The following is a 22,742-nucleotide window of genomic DNA, read 5'->3' as shown; positions in this document are numbered from 1 at the left end:
ACTCCACCCCCACGCACCCCCCACTGGAGGCAGTTGTGGCACGCGCACGAACACGCAGGATCCGGAAGACGCGCAGGCGGCTGGCCGGCGTCATGGCCGCCGCGTCGCTGGCCGCGAGCGGCCTGGTCGTCGCCGTCACGGAGGCGTCGGCCGATCCCGAGCGGCCGGCCGCCGCCGAAGGCACGGCGGCCGTGCCCGCGCACGCCGTCACCGGCTACTGGCAGAACTTCGACAACGGCGCCACGGTGCAGACCATCGCCGACGTCCCGGAGGCGTACGACATCGTCGCCGTCGCCTTCGCCGACGCGACCGGCACGCCCGGCCAGGTCGACTTCACCCTGGATCCGGCGCTGAACTACACCGAGGACGCCTTCAAGGCCGACATCGCCGCCAAGCAGGAGAGCGGCAAGTCCGTCGTCATCTCGGTGGGCGGCGAGCGCGGCGCGGTCGCCGTCAACGACGCGGCGTCCGCGGACGCCTTCGCCACGAGCATCCTGTCGCTCATGGAGGAGTACGGGTTCGACGGCGTCGACATCGACCTGGAGAACGGGCTCAACTCCACGTACATGACGCAGGCCCTGGAGGCGATCCACGCGGGCGCCGGCGACGGCCTGGTGGTGACGATGGCGCCGCAGACCATCGACATGCAGTCGCCGGACAACGAGTACTTCAAGACGGCGTTGAACATCAAGGACTTCCTCACCGTCGTCAACATGCAGTACTACAACAGCGGTTCCATGCTGGGCTGCGACGGCCAGGTCTACTCCCAGGGCACGGTCGACTTCCTCACCGCGCTCGCCTGCATCCAGCTGGAGAACGGGCTCGACCCCTCGCAGGTCGGCCTCGGTACGCCCGCCTCGCCGCAGGCGGCGGGCGGCGGCTACGTCGAGCCGGGCGTGGTGACCGACGCGCTCGACTGTCTGACCCAGGGCACCAACTGCGGCTCCTTCACGCCGGAGACCACGTACCCGGGCCTGCGCGGCGCGATGACCTGGTCGACCAACTGGGACGCCAGCAACGGCAACGGTTGGTCGGACACGGTCGGGCCGCACGTCGACCAGCTGCCGTAGCGCCGGCGCCGGAGCCGTATCAGTAGGAGAACCGCAAGGCGGCGGGGCCGGCCGGGACGTCACGTCCCGGCCGGCCCCTCCTTGGGGAAGGCACGTGGTGTCGATGTCAGTCCTCCTTGCTACGGGCCGGGGTGCCGTTCTCCGCGCGCGGTGCTTTCTCCGGACCGCCGGCCCGGCGCGGGTAGGCTGCCGAAGGGCGGAGGGGAACCGGAAACGTCACCGCGGGAGGATTCGTGCTCGTACTGCTGCCGCCGTCCGAGGGCAAGGCAGAGGGCAGGCGCGGGGCCGCGCTGAAACTCGACTCGCTCTCCCTGCCCGGGCTCACCGCCGCCCGCGAGGCCGTCCTCGACGAGCTGGTCGGACTCTGCGCCGCCGACGAGGAGAAGGCCGCCGACGTGCTGGGGCTCAGCGACGGCCTGCGCGGCGAGGTGGCGCGCAACGCGCGGCTGCGGACCGCGCCCACCCGCCCGGCGGGGCAGGTGTACACCGGCGTGCTCTACGACGCGCTCGGCCTCGCCACGCTCGACGCCGCGGCGAAGCGGCGCGCGTCGGCGTCGCTGCTGGTCTTCTCCGGCCTGTGGGGCGCCGTCCGCATCGGCGACCGCATCCCCGCGTACCGCTGCTCCATGGGCGTACGCCTCCCGGCCGCCGGCCCGCTCGGCGCGTACTGGCGCGGCCCGCTGGACGCCGCCCTGCCGGCGGCGGCGAGGCGCGGGCTCGTCCTCGACCTGCGCTCGTCCGCGTACGCGGCGGCCTGGCGCCCGCGCGGTGAGCTGGCGGCGCGCACGGCCGCGGTGCGGGTGCTGCACGCGACGGTGGTCGGCGGGGTGGAGAAGCGGTCGGTGGTCAGCCACTTCAACAAGGCGACGAAGGGCCGGCTGCTACGCGACCTGCTGACCTCCGGCGCCAAGCCGCGCGCTCCCGAGCAATTGGTCACGGCGCTGCGCGACCTGGGCTACCGGGTGGAGGGCGAGGCGCCGCGGCGCGCGGGGCAGCCGTGGGAGCTGGACGTGGTGGTGACGGAGCTGTAGCCGGAGGCGTAGCAGCCCCGGCCGAGGCGGTTGTCGTCAACGGCTGTTGGCGGATGCCTCGTTCGAGGCGGTGACCGCATCTGCACCGGTAGAGCGTTGCGGCGTCGCGGGGCCTTCGGCGGGCTTGGACCTCGCCAGCCACAGGCCGGTGAACACGGCGGTGGCCAAGGTGAGGGCGCCGGCCGCGACGAAGGCGCTGTTGAGGCCGGTCTCGAAGGAGGCGCCGCCGGATTGCCGGGTGCGGACGACGGCTCCGAGTACCGCCACGCCGAGCACCGCGCCGATCTGCCGGGTGGTGCTGCTGATGCCTGACGCGAGGCCGCCTTCCTGCGGGCTGACCGCTTGGATGGCGGCTCCCGTCAGTGGGGACATGGTCAGGGCGAATCCGATGCCGACGACTCCCAGCCGCCACCACACGTTTCCGTAGCCGGTGTCGGCGTGCACCATGCCGAGCGCCAGCAGTCCCAGGCCGGCCAGGGCCAGGCCGGTGGTGACCACGATGCGGAAGCCGTACCGGGCGGCGAGCCGGCCCGCGTACGGGCTGACGACCACCATGGCGAGGGATACGGGCAGGGTCTGCAGGCCGGCGCGCAGGATCGAGCTGCCCTGGACGTACACGAAGAACTGGGAGAAGAAGAACGACGAACCCATGAGCGCGAAACCCACCACGACCATGGCGGTGTTGGACACGGTGAACAGCCGCTGCCGGAACAGCCGCAGCGGCAGCATCGGAACGGAACGACGCGCTTCGACGGCGACGAAGGCGGCGAGGAAGATCACCGCGGCGGTGAAGCTGCCCAGAATCGCCGGCGACGTCCAGCCGCGGGCACCACCCTCGATCAGACCGTAGGTCAGCACCCCCACCCCCAGAACGGACAGCACCGTCCCCGGGACATCGATCGCGGGCGCGCTCGGATTGCGGGTCTCCTCAAGGCTGCGCAGACCGACCAGCAGAAGGACCATGCCGATGGGCAGATTGACCAGGAAGATGGCGGGCCAGCCGAAGGCGTCTGTCAGCACGCCGCCGGCCACGGGGCCCGCGGCCAGACCGATTCCGCTGAATCCGGCCCACAGCCCGATCGCCTTGACTCGTTCTTGCGGCACGGGATAGGCGGCGGCGAGCAGTGCCAGCGAGGCAGGGCTCAGCGCCGCGGCCCCGACGCCCTGCAGCACCCGGCCGGCGACCAGCCAGCCGACCGAGGGAGCGAGGCTGCACAGCACCGACGCGGCGGTAAACACCACCACGCCGGTCAGGTACACCCGCTTGCGGCCGAACCGGTCGGCGAAGATGCCGCCGGACAGCAGCAGCATGGCGACCAGCAGTACGTACGCGTCGACGATCCATTGCAGCCCGGTCAACTGAGTGTGCAGCCGGTGCTGCATATCGGGCAGCGCCGCTCCCACGATCGTGTTGTCGAGCAGGACCATGAACTGGCCTAGGCAGGTCACCGTGAGCAGCACGGCCCGGTTTGATCGACTGCCTACGGCCGCATGCGATGCAGCCATGGGGATTCCTCTCCATCGTAAGTTGCGCCCGATACCCCCGAACGCTCTAAAGCAGTCAGCGACTGCGTTAGGACTGTAAGGAGGGTTGCCTCACAAACGCAAGTCCGGACTGCGTTAAGGTGGGGGCATGAGCGAGCGACAGGGGGCCCGGCGGCCGGGTGGGCGCAGCGCCCGCGTCGGCACGGAGGTGCACCAGGCCGTCACCGACCTGATCAGCGAGCGCGGCTACGGCAACTTCACCGTCGGCGACGTCGCGGCCCGCGCGGGCGTAGCCGACAGCAGCGTCTACCGGCGGTGGGGCAACCTGGAAACCCTGCTCACCGACGTGGCGCTCACCCGCCTCAACGCGCGGTCACCGATGCCCGACACCGGGAGCCTGGCAGGCGACCTGCGCACGTACGCGGCCAACGTGGCCCGCGAGATCACCGGACCCGACGGTCCGGCGTTGCTGCACCTGGCCGTCGCCCTGTCCCACAACGGTCAGCAGGGCCTGCAGGCTCGTGACGACATCCGCGATGAACGGACCCGGCAACTGCAGGCCATGCTCGATCGCGCCCGCGAACGTGGCGAGCCCGCACTCGACGCGTTCGACGTGCTGGACCACGTCCTGGCCCCGATGTATATCCGCGTCCTGTTCGGCGTGGGCCCGCTCGCCCCGGACTACGTCGACGGGCTGGTCGACCGGTTGCTGTGACCTCAACCCGGTTCCGCGGCCTGAGCTGGATTGCACCGTACGCAACGTGCGTTGCACCGGCGTAGTCGCAGCGGGACGATGACGGCGTGACCAGTGACCCCGCCCCTGCCCCTGCCCCGGCCCCCGCCTCCGTCCTCGGCCTCGCCCCCGTCATCCCCGTTGTCGTCCTCGACGACGCCGCCGACGCCGTGCCGCTCGCCCGCGCGCTCGTCGCCGGCGGGCTGCCCGCGGTCGAGGTGACCCTGCGCACCCCGGCCGCGCTCGACGCGATCCGGGCGATCGCCGCCGAGGTCCCGGACGCGGTGGTCGGCGCCGGCACCGTGCTGAGCGCCGAGGCCGTCGACTCCTCCGCCGCCGCGGGCGCGCGGTTCCTCGTCAGCCCCGGCACCACCGACCGGCTGCTGGCCGCGATGGACGCCTCGGGCCTGCCGTATCTGCCCGGCGTGTCCACCGTGTCGGAGGCGATGGGTCTGCTGGAGCGCGGGGTGACGGACATGAAGTTCTTCCCCGCGGAGGCATCCGGCGGCATCGCGTACCTGAAGTCCCTCGGCTCGCCGCTCCCGCGCGCCCGGTTCTGCCCGACGGGCGGCATCACGGTGGAGTCGGCGCCGCGCTATCTCGCGCTGGCCAACGTCGGCTGCGTGGGCGGCACGTGGATGCTGCCGAAGGCGGCGCTGGCGGCGCAGGACTGGGCGACGGTGGAGAAGCTCGCCGCCGAGGCCGCGGCGCTCGCGCGCTGGCTCAAGCCGGTGTTGTGACCGCAGGAGTTCGCCGGGTTGGCGGTGCCCCCGGCGTCAAGGTCAAGAGACGAAGGACTGCATCAGGCACGGAAGTCGGCGGCCCTCTGGGGTCACGGCGACCACGGTCCGGCACCGGGCGGGGCGCGGTCCGCGGGCTGGGCCGGGCTTGGCCGCGCGGAGCGTCAGCGCAGGTGGGAGGTGTCGTTCAGCAGGCGTACGCTCGCGTGGGCGTCCGCGTAGTACGCGACCTCCGACAGCGACGCCGGCGACAGCTCCATCCGGTACAGCGACTCCGGCGGGGCGCCCAGCGCCAGCCGGACCAGGGTCTTGACCGGCGTCACGTGGGAGACGAGCAGCACCGTGCGCCCGGCGTAGCGGGCGAGGATCTTGTCGCGGGAGAGCGCGACGCGGCGGCTGACCTCGGCGAAGGATTCCCCCGCGCCGGTGGGCGCCGCCTTCGTCGAGCGCAGCCAGTCGGCGAGGTCGGCGGGGTGCCGCTCCTGCACCTCCGCGAACGTCAGCCCGTCCCAGGCGCCGAAGTCCGCCTCGCGCAGGCCGTCGTCGACCCGCACGTCGAGCCCGAGCCGCCCGGCGACCGCGTCCGCGGTCTCGCGGCAGCGGCGCAGTGGGGAGCTGACGACGGCCTGGACGGTGCCGGTGCCGGTGCCGCGGGCGGCGAGGAGGCCGGCGGCGGCCATGGCCTGGCGGCGGCCGGTGGCGGAGAGCGCGGGGTCGGTGCCGCCGCTGCCGGAGAACCGCTTCTGGGGGGTCAGGTCCGTCTCGGCGTGGCGGAGCAGGAGGAGCGTGGTCGGCGCCCCGAGGTCGGTACCCCAGCCCACGGCGGGTGTCGCGGTCTCGCGGACGCCCCCGGCCCGTACCCCCGTGTCACCCCGGGCCGCGGCACCGCCGTCCCCCGCGTCCAGCTCCGCCCGTGACGCCGCCGGGCTCCACCGCTCGCCGCGCCTGCCCGCGTCCATCGCCTCGTTCGCGAGCCGGTCCGCGTGCTTGTTCTTCTCCCGCGGGATCCACTCGTACGACACCCGCCCCGCCGGGAAGACCTCCCGTGCCTCGGCGGCCAGTTCCCGCATCCCGGGGTGCTTGATCTTCCAGCGCCCCGACATCTGCTCGACGACCAGCTTGGAGTCCATCCGCACCCGGACCGCCGCGTCCGGATCGAGCGCCCGCGCCGCCCGCAGCCCGGCGATCAGCCCCCGGTACTCCGCGACGTTGTTGCTCGCCACCCCCACGTACGCCGCGTCCTCGGCCAGCACCGCGCCGGCCGCGTCGCGCACCACGGCGCCGTACCCCGCGGGACCCGGGTTCCCCCGCGAGCCGCCGTCCGCCTCGACGACGAACTCGCGTCGGGACGAGCCCGGCATCAGAGGCCGGATTCGGGCGTACGGACCAGGATCCGGCGGCAGTTCTCGCACCGTACGACGGTGTCGGGGGCCGCGGCCCGTACCTCGTTGATCTCGGTGATGTTCAACTCCAGCCGGCAGCCCTCGCAGCGCCGCTGGTACAGCCGGGCCGCGCCGACGCCGCCCTGCTGCTCGCGCAGCTTGTCGTACAGCTTCAGCAGGTCCGCGGGGACCTCGCCGGCGGCCTGCTGCCGCTCCTTGGCGACCGTGCCGGCCTCGGCGTCGATCTCACCGACCGCCGCGTCGCGCCGCGCCGTGGCATCCGTGATCTTGGCCTGAACCGACTCGACCCGCCCGGTCAGCTCCGCCACCCGCTCCTGCACGGTCTCGCGGCGCTCCATGACCTCCAGGACCACGTCCTCCAGGTCGCTCTGCCGCCGCGCCAGCGAGGCGATCTCGCTCTGCAGGCTCTCCAGGTCCTTGGGCGAGGTCACCGCGCCGGAGTCCAGCCGCTGCTGGTCGCGGGCGGCGCGCTGGCGCACCTGGTCGACGTCCTTCTCGGCCTTCGCCTGCTCGCGCTCGGTGTCGCTCTCCTCGGTCTGCGCGGCGACGAGCAGGTCGCGGTGCTGCACGAGGTCGGCCTCCAGGCCGGCGACCTCCTCGTGCTCCGGGAGGGTGCGGCGGCGGTGCTGGAGCTGGGTGAGGCGGACGTCGAGGTCCTGGACGTCCAGCAGGCGGATCTGGTCGGCGGGGGCGGCGTTCAAGCTGGCTGCTCCGGGCTCGTAGGGGCAATGCTGGCGTAGGGGGTCGGCGACCCCGCGCCGCTCGCGGTCGGGGCGGGCGAGTGAGTGGTCCAGGGGTCGGTCACGATACGCGACACATGGGTGCGCAGACCCCATGTGTTCCGGTCCGAGATCGCATCCAGCTGTGCGGCGGCCTGCTCGCACCACGGCCACTCCGTGGCCCAGTGGCCCGCGTCGATCAGGTACGGACGGCCGCCGGCGGCGAGCGCGGCGTGCTGCTGTGCCTCGGAGACCGGGTGGTGGCGCAGGTCGGCGGTGACGTAGACGTCGACGCCCGCGGCGCGCACCGCGTCGAAGAGGCCGTCGCCGGAGCCGCCGCAGACGGCCGCGGTACGGACCTCGCCGGCCGGGTCGCCGGCGACGCGCAGTCCGGTGGCGGTACGGGGCAGGGACGCGGCGGCGCGGTCGGCGAACTCCCGTAGCGGCACGGGGGCGTCCAGCTCGCCGAGGCGGCCGAGGCCGCGGCGACCGGCTGGATCGTCGGGGGCACCGGCGTCGGGCACGAGCGGGCCGGTGACGCGGAGGCCGAGGGCGCCGGCGAGGGCGTCGGAGACGCCGGGGTCGGCGCGGTCGGCGTTGGTGTGGGCGACGTGGAGGGCGACGTCGTTCTTGATGAGCGTGTGGACGACGCGGCCCTTGAACGTGCCGGCCGAGACGGTCGACGTACCGCGCAGGTAGAGCGGGTGGTGGGTGACGAGGAGGTCGGCGCCCAGCTCGACGGCCTCGTCGACGACCTCCCGCACCGGGTCGACGGCGAACAGCACGCGCTCCACGCGGGCGTCCGGGTCGCCGCACACCGTGCCGACCGCGTCCCACGGCTCGGCGCGGCCGGCGGGCCAGAGGGCTTCGAGCGCGGCGACGACGTCGGAAAGTGCGGGCACGTGGCAAGGCTACCGCCGCCGGCGCGGCCCGGGCGCGGTGCCCGCTCGTAAGCACAACGGGGCGGCGTGGCGAAGCGGAACGCCGGATTCGTTACCCGTTCGGGTGAAGTCATCGGCGCCGCGCCGATGGCTTTGACGTGCGAAAACTACCTTCCCGTACGGAGGTGAGGGGACCGGATGAGGCCCAGTGCAGAACCGATTCCGTCAGCGACGACGGCGGCGGGAACGTCCGTCCCGGAGGCCGCGGCGGCGGACGCGAAGTCGGCGGCGGGAACGGCCGCGGATGCGGTATTCGCCGAGGCGGTGGACCGGGGCGCGGACTCGGGCTCCGGCTCGGGTACGGGGGCGGGTGCCGGCCCTGGTGCGCGGACGAGCGCCGATCCGGGTACGGGGGCAGGTGCCGACCCGGGCGCGCGGACGGTTGCCGGTGCAGGTGCGCGGGCGCAGGCCTCCGCGCAACCTGCGGGTACGGGTGCGCCGGCCACGGCAGGGGCGGCGGCCGGGCCGGCCACGGCGGGGGCGGCGCCCGTCACGGAGGCCGGGAACGGTGCCGGAGCGGCGGCCACTTCGGGCGCGGCCACGCCCGCGATGGTGCCCGTCTCGGCGACGCCACCCGGCACCACGACTCCCCCCGCCCCCGCCACACCCCGCCCCGGCTCCCCCGCCACCGCATACCCCGACTCCCCCGCCGCCGCCACGCCACACCCCGGCTCCCCCGCCCCGGCGCGCCCCGGCTCCCCCGGGACCGGCCTCGGCGCCGGCCCCGGGCACCCCGTCGGCCGGGCCGGCTTCACGCTCACCGCCGACGGCTCGTACGGCGCCTGCCTCGCCACGGACGCCGACGGCAACTGGTATCCCGAACGCTGGACCCTCCACGGCCCCGAGACCTACACCGTCCCGCTGCCCTGCGCCCAGCCGGAGGAGCCCGGGACCACGGTGCTGCCGCTGGCCGACGGCCGCGTGCTGATCCGCCGGCTCGTCGGCGGCACCGAGCACACGTTCTCCCTCCTGCACCCCTCCGGCCCCGACACCACCGAGCACACCCTCGGCTCGGTGCCCGCGCCGCGGCTCGCCCTCGTGCCGCCCGCGCCGGAGAGCGCCGCGGTGTACGCGCTGGCGCCCCCGGAGCCGGGCGGCGAGACCACCGCCGTGTGGCGGGTGTACGGCGGCGGGTTCGCGGGCGGCGGCGCGGCCCGGCCGGAGCGGGTCGGCGAGCTGCGGGGGCGGTGCGCGGGGCGCGGCTGGCTGGACCGTACGGGACAGGCGCTCGCCGTCGACCAGGAGCTGGCCGGGCGCACGAAGACCGTCGCGGTCGGGCTGCGCGGCGGGGTGGAGGTCAACCCGCTGCTGCAGCTCACCGAGGAGAGCAACGACCGCCTGCTGCTCGCCGACCCCGACAGCGGGCTGCTGCTCCTGTGCTCCGACGCGCCCGGGCACGACCGGCTCGGCTGGGGGGTGCTGGGCAGCGGGCGGCCGGTGCGGTTCCCCGTGGCCCTGTGCCCGCGGGACACGGCGGTGACGCCGTTCGCGGTGCAGCCGGGGCAGGTGCTGACGCCGGAGGAGTGCGGGGTGGCGCTGCGGCTCGACGGGCCGGGGGGGTGCCGGCTCGGGGTGTGGCGGCCCGTGGCGCGGCGGCTCGTCCAACTGCCGCCGCTGCCGGGGTGGATCACCGGCACCGGGCTGTGGACGCAGTCCGGCGAGCTGCGGCTGCCGTACGCGACGCCGGCGCAGCCCTGCGGGCTGGCCCGGCTCGCGGTCCCCGACCCGGCGGCGGACCCCGCCGGAGCGACGGCGACCGCGGCGGGGGCACGGGACGGGGCGCACCCGGCACCGGACTCCGCCCCGGACGGAGCCGGCGACGCCCTCGGTGACCGGGAGGCCGCCACGCGTCCCGTACCGCTGCAACACGCCCCGCTCTGACCCTCCGACGCGCTACGCGACGACCGCACCCGGCGACCTCCGCGCCCGGCCCCGACCCCCGCCACCCGCCACCCGCTCGCGCTTCAGCCTGCCGGAGGCAGACCGCGCTCAGTCGTACTCGACCACCGTGTCCGCCAGCACCGGCGCCTCGCCCCGCTCCACCGCCCCCGCGGTCAGCCGGATCCGCCCGCTCCCCGCCGGCACCGCCCCCGCCTCCGGCCCGGGCTCCCCCGCCTCCGGCCACATCCGGATCCGCAGCGTCTCCCCCGGGTACACCACCCCCGCGAACCGCGCCGCATACGACCGCACCCGGCCGACGTCCCCGCCCAGCACCGTGTCCACCGCCGCCTTCAGCGCCATCCCGTACGAGCACAGCCCGTGCAGGATCGGCCGCTCGAACCCGGCCAGCGCGGCGAACTCCGGGTCGGCGTGCAGCGGGTTCCAGTCGCCGGACAGCCGGTACAGCAGCGCCTGGTCCGCGCGGATGCCGCGGTCGACGACGTGCGCCGGCTCCCGCTCGGGCGTGGGCAGCCGCGGCGACGGGCCGCGCTCGCCGCCGAAGCCGCCCTCGCCGCGTACGTAGAGCTGGGTGTCGGACGTCCACAGCGGGCCGTCCCCGTCGGCCGCCTCGGAGCGCAGCACCAGCACGGCGGCCTTGCCCTTGTCGTACACGGCGGCGACGCGCGACGTCCGGGTCGCCGTGCCGGCGGGCGGCAGCGGGCGGTGCAGCGCGATGCGCTGGGCGCCGTGGAGCACGGCGGTGAGGTCGACGTCCACGCCGGGGGCGTCGAGCCCCGCGCCCTCGCCGGCCACGCCGCCGTCGCCGGCGACGGTGACGAAGCTGGGCAGCACGTGCAGCCGGCTCTCCAGGACGTAGCGCAGCTCGTCGGGGTCGGTGGCGGGGCGGCCGGCGCCGATGCCCAGGTGGTAGAGGAGGACGTCCTTGTGGGTCCAGGCGAGCCGGGTCTCGCGGGGCCCGGCCGCGAGGGCCCGGGCGGCGTCGATGGGCATGGTGGTGCCGGCTCCTTCGCGGGGCGGGGCGCGCTCGCGGACCGCGGGGGCCCCGGCGACCGAGAGCACGAAAAGACCCCGGCGTGCCGTCCGCACCAGTCGGCACGCCGGGGTCGCTCTCGGGGACGACGACCGGAACGTGTGACAAGAACACGTTCTAGCCGTCGGATATATGTATAACGCAGTCCCCCGCGGTTGGGAAGACCGTAAAGCGCCGTTACTGACACTCCGTCAGTATTCAGCCACCGGCAGTGTTCGCCCCCGCGGGCGCATACGCGCGATCCCAGGCCGCCGTTCAGGGGACCGCCCGGCCAGGCTTCTTGTATGCCTTACCGCACTCCTGTGCATTCGAGGCATGCACCGTTATAAGACGACTAGTACGACCACCGGAGCCCTGGCGCTCGTCGCCGCCGCCCTGCTCGCCGCCGCCACCGCCTGCGCCCACGGGCCGGTCGGCACCACCCCCGACGACGGCAAGGCCCCCGGCAAGGAGGCGCGGTCGCCCTTCACGCTCGTCGCCACCGGCGACATCCTCCCGCACGACTCGGTCATCGAGCAGGCCCACCGGGACTCCGGCGGCGACGGCCACGACTTCCGCCCCATGCTCGCCGGCGTCAAGCCCGTCATCTCCGCCGCCGACCTGGCGATCTGCCACATGGAGACCGTCTACGGGCCGGCCGGCGGCCCGTACACCGGCTACCCCTCCTTCGCCTCCCCGCCCGAGGTCGCCACCGCCGTCAAGGCCACCGGCTACGACTCCTGCTCCACCGCCTCCAACCACACGCTGGACGCCGGCTTCGCCGGCGTCAGCCGCACCCTCGACGCCCTCGACGCCGCCGGCGTCGCGCACGCCGGCTCCGCCCGCGCCCCCGCCGAGGCCCTCCGGCCGGCGGTGCTGGAGGCGGGCGGCGCGACGGTCGCGCAACTGGCGTACACGTACGGCACGAACGGCCCCCCGCTGCGGGACCAGCCGTGGGCGGTCAACATCACCGACCCCGAGCGGGTCGTCGCGGACGCGCGCCGCGCCCGTCGGGCGGGTGCCGACATCGTCGTGGTCAGCCTGCACTGGGGCACGGAGTGGCAGGACGCGCCGGACGCCACGCAGCAGCGGCTCGCCCGCGAGCTGACCGCCTCGCGCTCGGCCGGAGCGCCGGACGTCGACCTGATCCTCGGCACGCACGCCCACGTGCCGCAGGCGTACGAGATGGTGAACGGCACCTGGGTCGTCTACGGCATGGGCGACCAGATCGCCGGCCGCATGATCAACCACGCGGGCGAGCGCGACCCGCGCGGCAACCAGGGCACCATCGGCCGCTTCACCTTCTCCCCGCCCGAGCCGGGCAGCGCGCGCTGGCGGGTGACGAAGGCGGAGTTCCTGCCGCAGCTGATGGACCACGAGCGCGCGGGGCCGCCGCGGGTCGTCGACCTGAACGCCGAACTGGCCGACGGCGACGCCCCGGAGCGCTACGCGCGCGTACGCGACCGCATCGCCGAGGTCGTCCTCAGCCGCGGCGCGGGTGCGGACGGCCTGACGACGCCCCGCTGACCGGCCATGTCCGTACGCCCCCCGCTGCCCGTACGTACAGCCCGTACGCCCCGAACCCCGGCGCCGGACACACCCCGCCAACCGGCCCCGCCCCCGGCTCACGCCTTCGCCGGCTCCGGCGCGGCGGCCGGGCGGGGCAGGGCTATGAGCATCAGGGCGGCGCAGCCCAGCAGGATGCCGACGCCCGTCTGGAACGCCAGCGAGTACCCCGAGGACAGCGCGTCGGGCCCGGACTCGGCGCCGATGCGGGTCGCGGCCACCGTGGACAGCACCGCGAGCCCCAGCGAACCGCCCATCGTCCGCGACGTGTTCATCACCCCGGACACCACGCCCGCGTCGCCCGCGGGCGCCCCCGAGGTCGCCAGGTGCGCCAGCGGCGTGGCCATGAAGCCCACCCCGGCCATCATCAGGATCCCGGGCCCGGCGACGTCCGTCACGTACTCCCCGCCCGCGCCCGCCGTGCTCTGCCACAGATAGCCGCCCGCCGCCATCAGCACCCCGGCGATCGCCAGCGCCTTCGCGCCGATACGGGCCAGGACCCGCGGTGCCAGCTTCGAGGCGGCCACGATCGTCAGCGAGTGCGGCACGAAGGCGAGGCCGGCCTCGATCGGCGTGTAGCCGAGGACGTTCTGCATGTAGAGCGACAGGAAGTACCAGGACGAGAACATCGCCGCGCCGGTGACGAACATCGCCGTGTTGGCCGCCGACACCGAGCGCAGCCGGAACAGCCCCAGCGGCATCAGCGGCGCCCGCGTCCGGGCTTCCACCGCCAGGAACGCCCCGACCAGCGCCAGCCCGCCGAAGAGCGGCACCAGCGCCGCGGCCGTCGTCCACCCGTGGCTCTCCGTCTGCACGATCCCGTACGACACGGCGCCGATCCCGGCGGTGACCAGGACCGCGCCGGGCACGTCGAGCCGCCGCCGCGGCCCGCCCCGGCTCTCCGTGAGCCACAGCGCCGCGCAGGTGAGGACGACGGCGCCGACCGGCACGTTGATCAGCAGCACCCAGCGCCACGACAGCGCGTCCGTCAGCACCCCGCCGACGAGCGCACCGGCCGCCCCGCCGCCCGCGCCGACCGCCGTCCACGTCCCGATCGCGCGCACCCGGGCGGGGCCCTCGGGCACGGAGGAGGTGAGCAGCGTCAGCGTCGAGGGCGCCAGCACCGCCGCGCCGACGCCCTGCACCGCCCGCGCGGCGAGCAACTGCCAGGACTCCTGCGCCAGGCCGCCGGCGAGGCTGGCGGCGGTGAACAGGGCGAGGCCCACGAGGAAGACGCGCTTGCGGCCGAAGAGGTCCCCGGCCCGGCCGCCGAGCAGCATGAGCCCGGCGAAGGCCAGCGTGTACAGGTTCACCACCCACTGCAGGCCCGACGCGCTCATCCCCAGGTCGGCGCGCATGGACGGCAGCGCGACGTTGACGACGGAGACGTCGAGCACGACGAGGAACTGGCCCGCGCACGCCGTGAGCACGATGACCCACAGCGGCGCGGCGGCGCGGCGCTCGGCCGCGTCCGGCAGCCGGGTGCCGGGGGGTGGCTGGGGCATGCCGTCCATGGTCGCACCGGCCTCTGACACGCGCACGGGCATATCGGTGTACGGGCCATCCGACCCCGGTCGTACGCCCGTAGGGACCGGCGGCCGGCCGGAGTCCTACGCCCATGGGGCAGGATCGGGCGCGTACCCGGCACCGCCACCGCCGCCCCCGCCCCCGCCACCACGCCCGACACCCCGCCCGCCGCCCGCCGCCCGACGCCCGAAGCCCGACGACCGACGAAAGGCACCGCCGATGGAGCTGGCACACGAACGGCGGCACCGCCCCGGCCCCGGGGTCCTCGCCGCCTTCGAGGCCGCGCAGGGCTTCATGCCCCGCGACGAGGGCCTCGCCCTCTACGCCGCCGCGGCCGAGGCCGCCGGGCTCGGGCTCCCCCTGCTGGAGGTCGGCACGTACTGCGGCCGCTCCACGATCCTGCTCGCCGCCGCCGCCCGCGCCGCCACCGCGGCAGGGTCCCCCGGCGTCGTCGCCGTCACCGTCGACCACCACCGCGGCAGCGAGGAGCAGCAGCCCGGCTGGGAGTACCACGACCCCGCGCTCGTCGACCCCGCGACGGGGCTCATGGACACCCTGCCGGCGTTCCGCCGCACCCTGCACGCGGCCGGCCTGGAGGACCACGTCGTCGCCGTGGTCGGCCGCTCGCCGCAGGTGGCCGCGGTGTGGAACCGGCCGCTGGGGCTGCTCTTCGTCGACGGCGGCCACACCGACGAGCACGCCACCGCCGACTACGAGGGCTGGGCCCCGCACCTGGCGCCGGGCGGCCTGCTGGCCGTGCACGACGTCTTCCCCGACCCCGCGGACGGCGGGCAGGCACCGTACCGGATCTACCGGCGCGCGCTGGCCTCGGGGGCGTTCACGGAGACCGCCGCGACCCGGAGCCTGAAGGTACTGCGCCGTACCGGCACGGGAATCTGACCCTCCGATACTTCTGCTACGGTCGCACGGATGTCCAGCCAGAACCGGCGACCTCTCCGCGCCTTTCTCCTGCTCGCCCCCGTGGCACCGCTGGCCTTCACCGGCGTGCTGGTGTGGCAGGCGACGGACGGCGACAACTCCGGGGACAGCGCGCGGGAACCCAGCCGGGCCCCGTCGGCGTCCTCCTCCCCGAGCCGCCCCGCCGGGGATCCCACGCAGGCGAAGGATCCGGAGGTGGGCGAGAAGCCGCTGGCCGGAAAGGTGATCGTGCTGGACCCCGGGCACAACCCGAACAACCGCGACCACGCCGCCGAGATCAACCGCAAGGTCGACATCGGCACCGCGCGCAAGGAGTGCGACACCACCGGCACGGCCACCAACGGCGGCTACGCCGAGGCCGACTTCACCCTCGACGTCGCCCGGCGCGCCCGCACCCTGCTGCGCGCCCAGGGCGCGGAGGTACGGCTGACGCACGACGGCACCCCCGCCTTCGGGCCGTGCATCGACGAGCGCGCGGAGGCCGGCAACCGGGCCGGGGCCGACGCGGTCGTCTCCATCCACGCCGACGGCAACGGGCCGGGCGCCCGTGGGTTCCACGTGATCCTGCCGGGGCGGGTGAGCGAGGGCAGGGCGGACACCACCGCCATCGTGAAGCCGTCGCGGGAGTTGGGCGAGGAGTTGAAGACGCACTTCGCGAAGAGAACCGGAAGCAAGCCCTCCAACTATGTGGGCAACGACACAGGCTTCACGGTGCGCACGGATCTGGGTGGGCTGAACCTCTCAACTGTGCCGAAAGTCTTCATCGAATGCGGCAACATGCGGGACGCTAAGGACGCCGACCTGCTGACGGACGCCGCATGGCGGCAGCGGGCGGCGCACGGAATCACGAACGGCATCGGGGCTTTCCTGGCAGGGTAGGCGCAAGCCACCGACAGACCGGGAAAAGCGCACCGGGGGAACAAGGGGGACTCGTGGCCAGGGGGCCCGATGTGGCTGATCCACCGACCCGTACGATGGGGCGGCATTTCGCGCTCAGCAGCGTAAGGATCTGCACCGGCAACAGCGACAACGACCATAACGTAAAGGACATTTCGTGAACATCCGCTCACTCACTCGGGGCGACGGCGTAGTGATCGGAGCAGCGCTGCTGCTGATTATCGCCTCGTTCCTCGGCAGCATCTCGGTGGACTGCCCCGGCGGGGCCGACTGCGGGGACGTGCCCAGCGGCTGGGACTCCGACCAGTTTCCCCTGCTGCCCGCCGTCTTCCTGACCGGCATCATCGCCGCCGCGCTCATCTTCGTCGGCCGGACGAAGACCGGCGACCGCGAGTTCGGCGGTCTCCGGTTCGACCAGTGGGGCACCGCGCTGTCAGCCGCCGCACTCCTCAGCTCGCTGTTCATGCTCTTCGGCGGCGCGCGCAACCTGGCCAACGACGCCGCGGGGCAGGACGTCTTCGGCATGGGCATCGGCCTGATCCTGGCGCTCATCGCGAACCTCGCGATGAGCGTGGCGGCGGTCCTCAGCCACACCGTCCCGGCGCTCAAGGCGAACCTGCTGTCCAGCCCGTCCGCCCCGCAGCCCGCCGCCCCGTACGGCGGCGGCCAGCCGCAGCCCGGTTACGGCTACCCCGGCGGTGGCCAGCCCGGCCCCGGCGCCCCGCAGCCCGGCGGCCCGCAGGGCGGCGCCCCGTTCGGCGGCCAGCAGCAGCCGTTCGGCGGCCCCGGCGGGGGTGCCCCGCAGCCCGGCCCGACTGCCCCGCAGGCGGCCGGCCGGCCGCAGCAGGCGCAGGCCGCGCCGCCGCCTGCCGGCGGCGGGAACTTCGCGCCGTTCTGGTTCGCGGTGCCGGCGGCCCGGCCGCTGTTCGCGGAGGACGGCTCGTCGGCCCAGATCGCCGAACTGACCCCGGGCATCTGGTACCTGGCGGTGGACCAGCGCGGTGCGGCGCTCGTCGCCCAGACCCAGGACGGCCGCCGCGGCGTGCTGCAGGACACCACGGGCATCCAGCGCGGCGCCTGACAGGCCGCGGCTGACCCGCACGTCCCCCGACGGCCCTCGCCCGAAGTCCCGGGCGGGGGCCGTCGCATGTCCCCCCGGCGGTCCGTCCCCGCCGTCGCGTCCTCCCCCTCCAGCCCTGCAGCCGTCCTTCCCGCCCGTCCCCTCACCTCCTGGCCGTCGCCGCCAGCCAGCCGTCCAGCAGCCCGACCTCCCCCAGCACCTCCGCCCGGTCGCTGTCCCGCGGCAACCGCCGGTAGAACACCAGCAGCACGTCCGCCAGCGGCCCGCGCAGCGCCACCGCCGCCTTCGCGTGCGCCCGGCGATGAATGTGGGGGTGGCCACTCGCTCGGATCTCATCGGTCCACGCTCGTGCGCCGTCGGTCAGAGACTCCCGGGGGCGGCGACCCATGCAGCCTTCAGGTCAGTCGCATCCGCGACGGCCTCGAAGTCACGGTCGTAGTGCAGCAGGGTCAGACCGGATAGCTCGGCGATGGCGGCCAGGGTCAGATCCACGGCGCCGGCGCTGCGATGCGTGCCCTTCTCCGTGAGCCTGAGCTGGACAGCGTGCGCACGGTCGAAGGTGGCATCCGGCGTCGGGGCCCAGTTGAACAGGGTGCGGATCTGCTCCTGCATGTGGAGTCGGTCGACAAGGGAGCGCGCAGAATACAGCAGCTCAAGCTGGGTGATGTCACACATGGCGATGACGCCCTGAGCGATGTGATCACGCCATCGTTGCCGTACGCCGGAGTCGGTCAGGATGCGTACCGCTGCTGAGGTGTCGATCAGGTGGGTGACGGTCACCGGTAGTTCTTCTTGTCAAGGAGCAGCTCGATGTCGTAGGCACCGTCCTCGCCCATCTCGACCAGCCGGTCGAGGGCGCGCAGTCGGCTTCGGCGCTGGGTGATCTCCAGCAGCGCCGCATTCACGGTGTCCTTCTTGGTCTTCGTGCCGAGAAGCTCGCCAGCCTCGGCGAGTATGGCGTCATCGACCTCTACAAGCAGCTTGGACATTGCCCGCCTCCAGCGATAGTCAGTATATCCACGGTAACTATCTCACATATGCAGAGCAGGCGGGGTGTGCTGACGGGGCGGTCGCCAAAGGCGCCCGGGCCGCCACTCAGGCCGTAGGTCACCCAGCCGGCCCCGGCATCCGTTCCGGCGCCACGTCGACCAGCCGGCAGACCGTCTCGATGTCGACCCGCACCTGCGCGATCGACGCGCGCCCCGACAGCCAGGTGATCAGCGCCGAGTGCCACGTGTGCTCGATCACCCGCACCACCGACAGCTGCTCCGGCGTCGGCCGGCTCCCGGCGCCCATCGCGTCCAGGATGATCGCCGTGGTCAGCCGGGAGGTGACGTCGACCTCCGAGCTCACCGACCGGTCGGCGAAGCTCAGCGCGCGCACCATGGCGTCCGCGAGCTGCGGTTCGCGCTGCAGCGCGCGGAAGGCGCGCATCAGCGTCTGCGCTACCCGGGCGCCCGGGTCCGCGGCCGTCGGCGGGCGCTTGCGCAGCCTCTCGTGCAGCTGCCGCAGCTGGTCCTGCAGGGTGGCGACGAGCAGGTGGATCTTGGAGGGGAAGTACCGGTAGAGCGTGCCGAGCGCGACGCCCGCCTGCTCCGCGACCTCGCGCATCTGCACGGCGTCGTAGCCGCCGCGGCCGGCCAGCTCCGCTGTCGCCCGCAGGATGCTGCGGCGGCGCGCCTCCTGCCGCTCGGTGAGCCGCGACTGGGCCGGGCCGGGACCGGACCGGCCGGACCCGCCCGGGACGCCCGGGACGTCGGCCCTCGATGTTGTCGTCATGTGTCCCGATCTGTGCCGTGCTTCCCCCGACGGCAGTGCCGGCGGGCAGGTCCCGCTACCAACCGGTAGATTCGAAGCCGCCGCACGCCTGCCTGAAACTTGTTCTAGATTAGCGCGAGCGGTTACGCTCCGGCGAAACTGCAGTGAGAAGGGGGCCGTACGTGACCGCCGAGGTGCCACTGCGCATCGCCCTGCTCAGTTACAAGGGCAACCCCTTCTGCGGCGGACAGGGCGTCTACGTCCGCCACCTCTCGCGCGAGCTGGCCCGCCTCGGCCACCGGGTCGAGGTGATCGGCGCCCAGCCCTACCCCGTACTCGACGCCGGCGTCACCCTGACGGAGCTGCCCAGCCTCGACCTCTACCGGCAGCCCGACCCCTTCCGCACCCCCGCGCGCGGCGAGTACCGCGACTGGATCGACCTGATAGAGGTCGGCACCATGTGGACCGGCGGCTTCCCCGAGCCGCTCACCTTCAGCCTCCGCGCCCGCCGCCACCTGGCCGCCCGGCGCGGCGACTTCGACGTCGTCCACGACAACCAGACGCTCGGCTACGGCCTCCTCGGCGGCGCCCGTGCCCTCGGCGCCCCGCTCGTGACCACCGTGCACCACCCGGTCACCGTCGACCGCGAACTGGAGCTGGCCGCCGCACCCGACCAGCGGCGGCGCTACTCCGTACGCCGCTGGTACGGGTTCACGCGCATGCAGCGCCGCGTCGCCCGCCGGCTGCCGAGCGTGCTGACCGTCTCCGGCTCGTCGCGGGCCCAGATCACCGACCGGCTCGGCGTCCCGCCGGAGCGCGTCCACGTGGTGCCGATCGGCGCGGACACCCGGCTGTTCGGCCCCGACCCCGCCGTGCCGCGGGTGCCCGGCCGGATCGTCACCACGGCGAGCGCGGACGTGCCGCTGAAGGGGCTGGTCCACCTCGTCGAGGCGCTGGCGAAGATCCGTACGGAACAGCCGGACGCGCACGTGGTGGTGGTCGGCAAGCGGGCGGAGGACGGGCCGGTCGCGCAGGCCGTCGAGCGCTTCGGGCTGGGCGAGGCGATCAGGTTCGTCACCGGCGTCAGCGACGAGGAGCTGGTCGGCCTGCTGCGCAGCGCGCAGGTCGCGTGCGTGCCTTCGCTGTACGAGGGCTTCTCGCTGCCCGCCGCCGAGGCGATGGCGACGGGCACGCCCCTGGTCGCCACCACCGGCGGCGCGATCCCGGAGGTCGCCGGGCCCGACGGCGAGACGTGCCTGGCGGTGCCGCCGGGCGACGCGGGCGCGCTGGCCGCCGCGCTCACCCGGCTGCTGTCCGACGCCCCGCTGCGCGACCGCCTCGGCGCGGCGGGGCGCGAGCGCGTGCTGGCCCGCTTCACCTGGGCGCAGGCGGCGAAGCTGACCGCGGAGCGCTACCGGGAGGCGATAGCCGCACACGCCGCCGGGGCCCAGGGCCCCTCTGCGGGCAACCGGCCGGCGACACCGCGGACACGCGCCGCAGGCGGTGACCGCCGATGACCCGTCGGCCGACCGGCCGACGCGACGGCACGCCGGTGGGCCACCACCACACCACTCGCCCCACCGCGCAGCCGGCAGACCCCGCCACACCCTCCACTCCCCCGGCCCGTGGCAACGACGCCCCGCCCGGCCGCCGCCCCTCGCCCACCCCTCCGGAGGAGCCTTGCTGACCGTCGACTTCACCCGCTTCCCGCTCGCGCCCGGCGACCGGGTGCTCGACCTGGGCTGCGGCGCCGGGCGGCACGCCTTCGAGTGCTACCGGCGCGGGGCCCGCGTCGTCGCACTCGACCGCAACGGCGACGAGATCCGCGAAGTCGCCCGCTGGTTCGCGGCGATGAAGGAAGCGGGCGAGGCGCCGGCGGGCGCCTCCGCCTCCGCCGTCGAGGGCGACGCGCTGGCGCTGCCCTTCCCCGACGACAGCTTCGACGTCGTGATCGTCTCCGAGGTGATGGAGCACATCCACGACGACAAGGGCGTGCTCGCCGAGACGGTGCGCGTGCTGCGCCCCGGCGGCCGGATCGCGGTCACGGTCCCGCGCTACGGTCCGGAGAAGGTCTGCTGGGCGCTCTCGGATGCGTACCACGAGGTCGAGGGCGGCCACATCCGCATCTACAAGGCGGACGAACTGGTCGGCAGGATCCGCGAGTCCGGGCTCAAGCCGTACGGCCTCCACCACGCGCACGCGCTGCACTCGCCGTACTGGTGGATCAAGTGTGCGGTCGGCGTGGACAACGACAGGTCGCCGGCCGTGCGCGCGTACCACAAGCTGCTGGTCTGGGACATCATGAAGAAGCCGCTGGCGACCAGGCTCGCCGAGCGGCTGCTCGACCCGGTCATGGGCAAGAGCGTCGTCGTCTACGCGACCAAACCGCACGAGGGCGGCCGGTGACCGGCGCCGAGCGGACGGAACACCTGGTCCTGCCCGGCGTGCTCTCCGCCGCCGAGGTGGGGCGGACCGTCGCCGGGATCGCCGCGGTGCAGCGGGAGGACGGCGCGATCCCGTGGTTCCGCGGGCACCACCTCGACCCGTGGGACCACACCGAGGCCGCCATGGCGCTGGACGCCGCGGGCGAACACGGGCGGGCCGAGGCGGCGTACGAGTGGCTGCGCCGGCACCAGCTCGCGGACGGCTCCTGGTACGCGGCGTACGCGGACGGGGACGCGGCCCGGCCGACCGACCGGGGCCGGGAGACGAACTTCTGCGCGTACCCGGCGGTCGGTGTCTGGCACCACTATCTGGCCACCGGCGACGAGGCGTTCCTGCGCCGGATGTGGCCGGTGGTGCAGGGGGCGATGGAGTTCGTGCTGCGGCTGCAGCAGCCGGGCGGGGAGGTCGGCTGGAAGCGGGAGGCGCCCGCGGCGGGCGCGGCGGCGGACGGGGCGGAGGCGGGCGCGGCGGCGAGGGCGGAGGCGGGCGCGGCGGACGGGGCGGTCCTCACCGACGCGCTGCTGACCGGCTCCTCGTCCGTCCACCACGCGCTGCGCTGCGCGCTGGCCGCCGCCGAACGGCTGGGTGAGCCGCAGCCCGCCTGGGAGCTGGCCCTCGGCCGGCTCGCGCACGCGATCCGCCGGCACCCGGAGCGGTTCCTCGACAAGGACCGCTTCTCGATGGACTGGTACTACCCCGTGCTCGGCGGCGCGGTCACGGGCGCGGCGGCAGTGGAGCGCATCGAGCGCGAGTGGGAGCGCTTCGTCGTCCCGGGGCTCGGCGTGCGCTGCGTCAGCGACCGGCCGTGGGTGACCGGCGGCGAGAGCGCGGAGCTGGCGCTCGCGCTGTGGGCGGCGGGCGACGGCGAACGGGCGCTGGAGCTGCTGCGCTGGCTCAAGCACCTGCGCGCCGACGACGGCATGTACTGGACGGGGTACGTCTTCGAGGACGACGCGATCTGGCCCCGCGAGCTGACGTCGTGGACGGCGGGGTCGCTGCTGCTCGCCATCGCGGCGGTCGGCGGCGACGAGGCGACGACGGCGGTCTTCGGCGGCGCGGGGCTGCCGGCGGGGCTGGACCCGGGCTGCTGCTGAGCGGCGATGGTACGGGCCGGGGGCGCGGGTGCGTACGGGCGCGGGGCGCGGGTGCGTACGTACCGGGGCGCCGGCGCGCACCGCGGATCCGTGTGCAACCAGCCTCGTCAGGCGCCGCCTGGCCAAGACCGGCGCTGACCCGAAGGTGGTACAGGGCGGTAAGGTGAGCGGCGACAACTTCAACCGCGCCCCGCAGGAGAAGCCGGTGCGAATCCGGCGCTGACCCGCAACCGTGAGTGCGGCCCCCGTGGCCGTACGAGCCGGAGCACCCGCGGAGCGCGGCAGGCTCATGGGCCACGCCCGGCACCGACGCCGGCCCGGCCCCGTCCGTCGCGGTATGCGGAGCTGAGCCCGGCACCCCGGCGCGCCCCAGGCGCGGGCGGGTGGCCGCGGCCGGTTGTG

The 22,742-nt window shown here is 74.5% G+C and carries 22 protein-coding genes; 12 read left to right on the top strand and 10 right to left on the bottom strand.

The genetic code is table 11. From position 1 onward, the window contains the following. The first annotated feature begins 92 nt into the window (after window positions 1-92). A complete protein-coding gene (locus T328_RS33345; RefSeq protein WP_496500013.1) occupies window positions 93-1,070 on the top strand; it encodes a chitinase in 978 nt (325 codons plus the stop codon). A gap of 233 nt (window positions 1,071-1,303) precedes the next feature. After that, window positions 1,304-2,101, top strand: coding sequence for a peroxide stress protein YaaA (yaaA, locus tag T328_RS33340; protein ID WP_496499989.1), 798 nt, complete (start codon window positions 1,304-1,306; stop codon window positions 2,099-2,101). A gap of 36 nt (window positions 2,102-2,137) precedes the next feature. On the opposite strand, the gene T328_RS33335 is transcribed toward yaaA, so the two are convergent. Then, window positions 2,138-3,607: an MFS transporter gene (locus tag T328_RS33335; protein ID WP_496499988.1), complete on the bottom strand. Its 1,470-nt coding sequence runs from the start codon at window positions 3,605-3,607 to the stop codon at window positions 2,138-2,140. Window positions 3,608-3,734: 127 nt separating this feature from the next. On the opposite strand from T328_RS33335, the gene T328_RS33330 reads away from it, so the two are divergent. Then, complete coding sequence (locus T328_RS33330; protein WP_496499987.1) at window positions 3,735-4,301, top strand: TetR/AcrR family transcriptional regulator; 567 nt, start codon at window positions 3,735-3,737, stop codon at window positions 4,299-4,301. Window positions 4,302-4,387: 86 nt separating this feature from the next. Then, window positions 4,388-5,059: a bifunctional 4-hydroxy-2-oxoglutarate aldolase/2-dehydro-3-deoxy-phosphogluconate aldolase gene (eda, locus tag T328_RS33325; RefSeq protein ID WP_496499986.1), complete on the top strand. Its 672-nt coding sequence runs from the start codon at window positions 4,388-4,390 to the stop codon at window positions 5,057-5,059. A 164-nt stretch (window positions 5,060-5,223) separates the two neighbouring features. On the opposite strand, the gene T328_RS33320 is transcribed toward eda, so the two are convergent. The 3 genes from T328_RS33320 to T328_RS33310 are packed head-to-tail and all read right to left on the bottom strand — an operon-like array spanning window position 5,224 to window position 8,083. Then, window positions 5,224-6,420, bottom strand: coding sequence for a bifunctional RNase H/acid phosphatase (locus tag T328_RS33320; protein ID WP_496499985.1), 1,197 nt, complete (start codon window positions 6,418-6,420; stop codon window positions 5,224-5,226). Then, window positions 6,420-7,163, bottom strand: a complete 744-nt coding sequence (locus T328_RS33315; protein ID WP_496499984.1) for a zinc ribbon domain-containing protein — start codon at window positions 7,161-7,163, stop codon at window positions 6,420-6,422. Before T328_RS33315 ends, T328_RS33320 begins: the two co-directional genes overlap by 1 nt. Then, window positions 7,160-8,083: a Nif3-like dinuclear metal center hexameric protein gene (locus T328_RS33310; protein ID WP_496499983.1), complete on the bottom strand. Its 924-nt coding sequence runs from the start codon at window positions 8,081-8,083 to the stop codon at window positions 7,160-7,162. The genes T328_RS33315 and T328_RS33310 overlap by 4 nt, the downstream gene beginning before the upstream one ends. A gap of 588 nt (window positions 8,084-8,671) precedes the next feature. On the opposite strand from T328_RS33310, the gene T328_RS33305 reads away from it, so the two are divergent. Next, window positions 8,672-10,003 (top strand): hypothetical protein, encoded by a 1,332-nt coding sequence (locus T328_RS33305; RefSeq protein ID WP_496499982.1) that lies wholly within the window; start codon window positions 8,672-8,674, stop codon window positions 10,001-10,003. A gap of 108 nt (window positions 10,004-10,111) precedes the next feature. Here T328_RS33305 and T328_RS33300 read toward each other — a convergent pair whose 3' ends face one another. After that, window positions 10,112-11,014: a MaoC/PaaZ C-terminal domain-containing protein gene (locus T328_RS33300; RefSeq protein ID WP_496499981.1), complete on the bottom strand. Its 903-nt coding sequence runs from the start codon at window positions 11,012-11,014 to the stop codon at window positions 10,112-10,114. A gap of 355 nt (window positions 11,015-11,369) precedes the next feature. Between T328_RS33300 and T328_RS33295 the strand changes: the two genes are divergently transcribed. Then, complete coding sequence (locus T328_RS33295; RefSeq protein WP_496499980.1) at window positions 11,370-12,560, top strand: CapA family protein; 1,191 nt, start codon at window positions 11,370-11,372, stop codon at window positions 12,558-12,560. 98 nt (window positions 12,561-12,658) lie between these two features. On the opposite strand, the gene T328_RS33290 is transcribed toward T328_RS33295, so the two are convergent. Beyond that, a complete protein-coding gene (locus tag T328_RS33290; RefSeq protein ID WP_496500012.1) occupies window positions 12,659-14,113 on the bottom strand; it encodes an MFS transporter in 1,455 nt (484 codons plus the stop codon). A gap of 232 nt (window positions 14,114-14,345) precedes the next feature. Between T328_RS33290 and T328_RS33285 the strand changes: the two genes are divergently transcribed. The 3 genes from T328_RS33285 to T328_RS33275 all read left to right on the top strand — a co-directional run bounded on the left by T328_RS33285 (window position 14,346) and on the right by T328_RS33275 (window position 17,043). After that, window positions 14,346-15,026 (top strand): class I SAM-dependent methyltransferase, encoded by a 681-nt coding sequence (locus T328_RS33285; protein ID WP_496499979.1) that lies wholly within the window; start codon window positions 14,346-14,348, stop codon window positions 15,024-15,026. Window positions 15,027-15,056: 30 nt separating this feature from the next. After that, window positions 15,057-15,944 carry an N-acetylmuramoyl-L-alanine amidase gene (locus T328_RS33280; RefSeq protein ID WP_496499978.1) on the top strand — a complete coding sequence of 296 codons (888 nt, stop codon included), beginning with the start codon at window positions 15,057-15,059 and terminating at the stop codon, window positions 15,942-15,944. A 175-nt stretch (window positions 15,945-16,119) separates the two neighbouring features. Continuing rightward, complete coding sequence (locus T328_RS33275; RefSeq protein WP_496499977.1) at window positions 16,120-17,043, top strand: hypothetical protein; 924 nt, start codon at window positions 16,120-16,122, stop codon at window positions 17,041-17,043. Window positions 17,044-17,185: 142 nt separating this feature from the next. Here T328_RS33275 and T328_RS33270 read toward each other — a convergent pair whose 3' ends face one another. From T328_RS33270 to T328_RS33255, 4 genes are all read right to left on the bottom strand, one after another. Beyond that, window positions 17,186-17,320: a hypothetical protein gene (locus T328_RS33270; RefSeq protein WP_496499976.1), complete on the bottom strand. Its 135-nt coding sequence runs from the start codon at window positions 17,318-17,320 to the stop codon at window positions 17,186-17,188. A gap of 83 nt (window positions 17,321-17,403) precedes the next feature. Continuing rightward, entirely contained in the window at window positions 17,404-17,823 is a 420-nt protein-coding gene (locus tag T328_RS33265) for a PIN domain nuclease (protein WP_496499975.1), read from the bottom strand. Further along, on the bottom strand, window positions 17,820-18,032 hold the full coding sequence (locus T328_RS33260; RefSeq protein ID WP_047015495.1) for a type II toxin-antitoxin system VapB family antitoxin: 213 nt from the start codon (window positions 18,030-18,032) through the stop codon (window positions 17,820-17,822). Before T328_RS33260 ends, T328_RS33265 begins: the two co-directional genes overlap by 4 nt. 118 nt (window positions 18,033-18,150) lie before the next feature. Beyond that, window positions 18,151-18,822 carry a TetR family transcriptional regulator gene (locus tag T328_RS33255; RefSeq protein WP_496499974.1) on the bottom strand — a complete coding sequence of 224 codons (672 nt, stop codon included), beginning with the start codon at window positions 18,820-18,822 and terminating at the stop codon, window positions 18,151-18,153. 161 nt (window positions 18,823-18,983) lie between these two features. Here T328_RS33255 and T328_RS33250 point away from each other — a divergent pair, with 161 nt between their 5' ends. The 3 genes from T328_RS33250 (at window position 18,984) to T328_RS33240 (ending at window position 22,340) form a co-directional block, all read left to right on the top strand. After that, window positions 18,984-20,318, top strand: coding sequence for a glycosyltransferase family 4 protein (locus T328_RS33250; RefSeq protein WP_496499973.1), 1,335 nt, complete (start codon window positions 18,984-18,986; stop codon window positions 20,316-20,318). A gap of 163 nt (window positions 20,319-20,481) precedes the next feature. Beyond that, entirely contained in the window at window positions 20,482-21,207 is a 726-nt protein-coding gene (locus T328_RS33245; protein ID WP_496499972.1) for a class I SAM-dependent methyltransferase, read from the top strand. Further along, complete coding sequence (locus tag T328_RS33240) at window positions 21,204-22,340, top strand: prenyltransferase/squalene oxidase repeat-containing protein (RefSeq protein ID WP_496499971.1); 1,137 nt, start codon at window positions 21,204-21,206, stop codon at window positions 22,338-22,340. The genes T328_RS33245 and T328_RS33240 overlap by 4 nt, the downstream gene beginning before the upstream one ends. The last annotated feature ends 402 nt before the right edge of the window (window positions 22,341-22,742 follow it).

The sequence above is a fragment of the Streptomyces sp. CNX435 genome (genome assembly GCF_059570575.1).
This window is presented reverse-complemented; position numbering and strand designations above follow the sequence as displayed.

Coding starts and splice junctions, on each gene's coding strand:
- T328_RS33345 (WP_496500013.1), top strand. CDS start 93: ATGGCCGCCGCGTCGCTGGCCGCGAGCGGCCTGGTCGTCGCCGTCACG.
- T328_RS33335 (WP_496499988.1), bottom strand. CDS start 3,607: ATGGCTGCATCGCATGCGGCCGTAGGCAGTCGATCAAACCGGGCCGTG.
- T328_RS33330 (WP_496499987.1), top strand. CDS start 3,735: ATGAGCGAGCGACAGGGGGCCCGGCGGCCGGGTGGGCGCAGCGCCCGC.
- T328_RS33320 (WP_496499985.1), bottom strand. CDS start 6,420: ATGCCGGGCTCGTCCCGACGCGAGTTCGTCGTCGAGGCGGACGGCGGC.
- T328_RS33305 (WP_496499982.1), top strand. CDS start 8,672: ATGGTGCCCGTCTCGGCGACGCCACCCGGCACCACGACTCCCCCCGCC.
- T328_RS33300 (WP_496499981.1), bottom strand. CDS start 11,014: ATGCCCATCGACGCCGCCCGGGCCCTCGCGGCCGGGCCCCGCGAGACC.
- T328_RS33295 (WP_496499980.1), top strand. CDS start 11,370: ATGCACCGTTATAAGACGACTAGTACGACCACCGGAGCCCTGGCGCTC.
- T328_RS33290 (WP_496500012.1), bottom strand. CDS start 14,113: ATGGACGGCATGCCCCAGCCACCCCCCGGCACCCGGCTGCCGGACGCG.
- T328_RS33285 (WP_496499979.1), top strand. CDS start 14,346: ATGGAGCTGGCACACGAACGGCGGCACCGCCCCGGCCCCGGGGTCCTC.
- T328_RS33280 (WP_496499978.1), top strand. CDS start 15,057: ATGTCCAGCCAGAACCGGCGACCTCTCCGCGCCTTTCTCCTGCTCGCC.
- T328_RS33260 (WP_047015495.1), bottom strand. CDS start 18,032: ATGTCCAAGCTGCTTGTAGAGGTCGATGACGCCATACTCGCCGAGGCT.
- T328_RS33255 (WP_496499974.1), bottom strand. CDS start 18,822: ATGACGACAACATCGAGGGCCGACGTCCCGGGCGTCCCGGGCGGGTCC.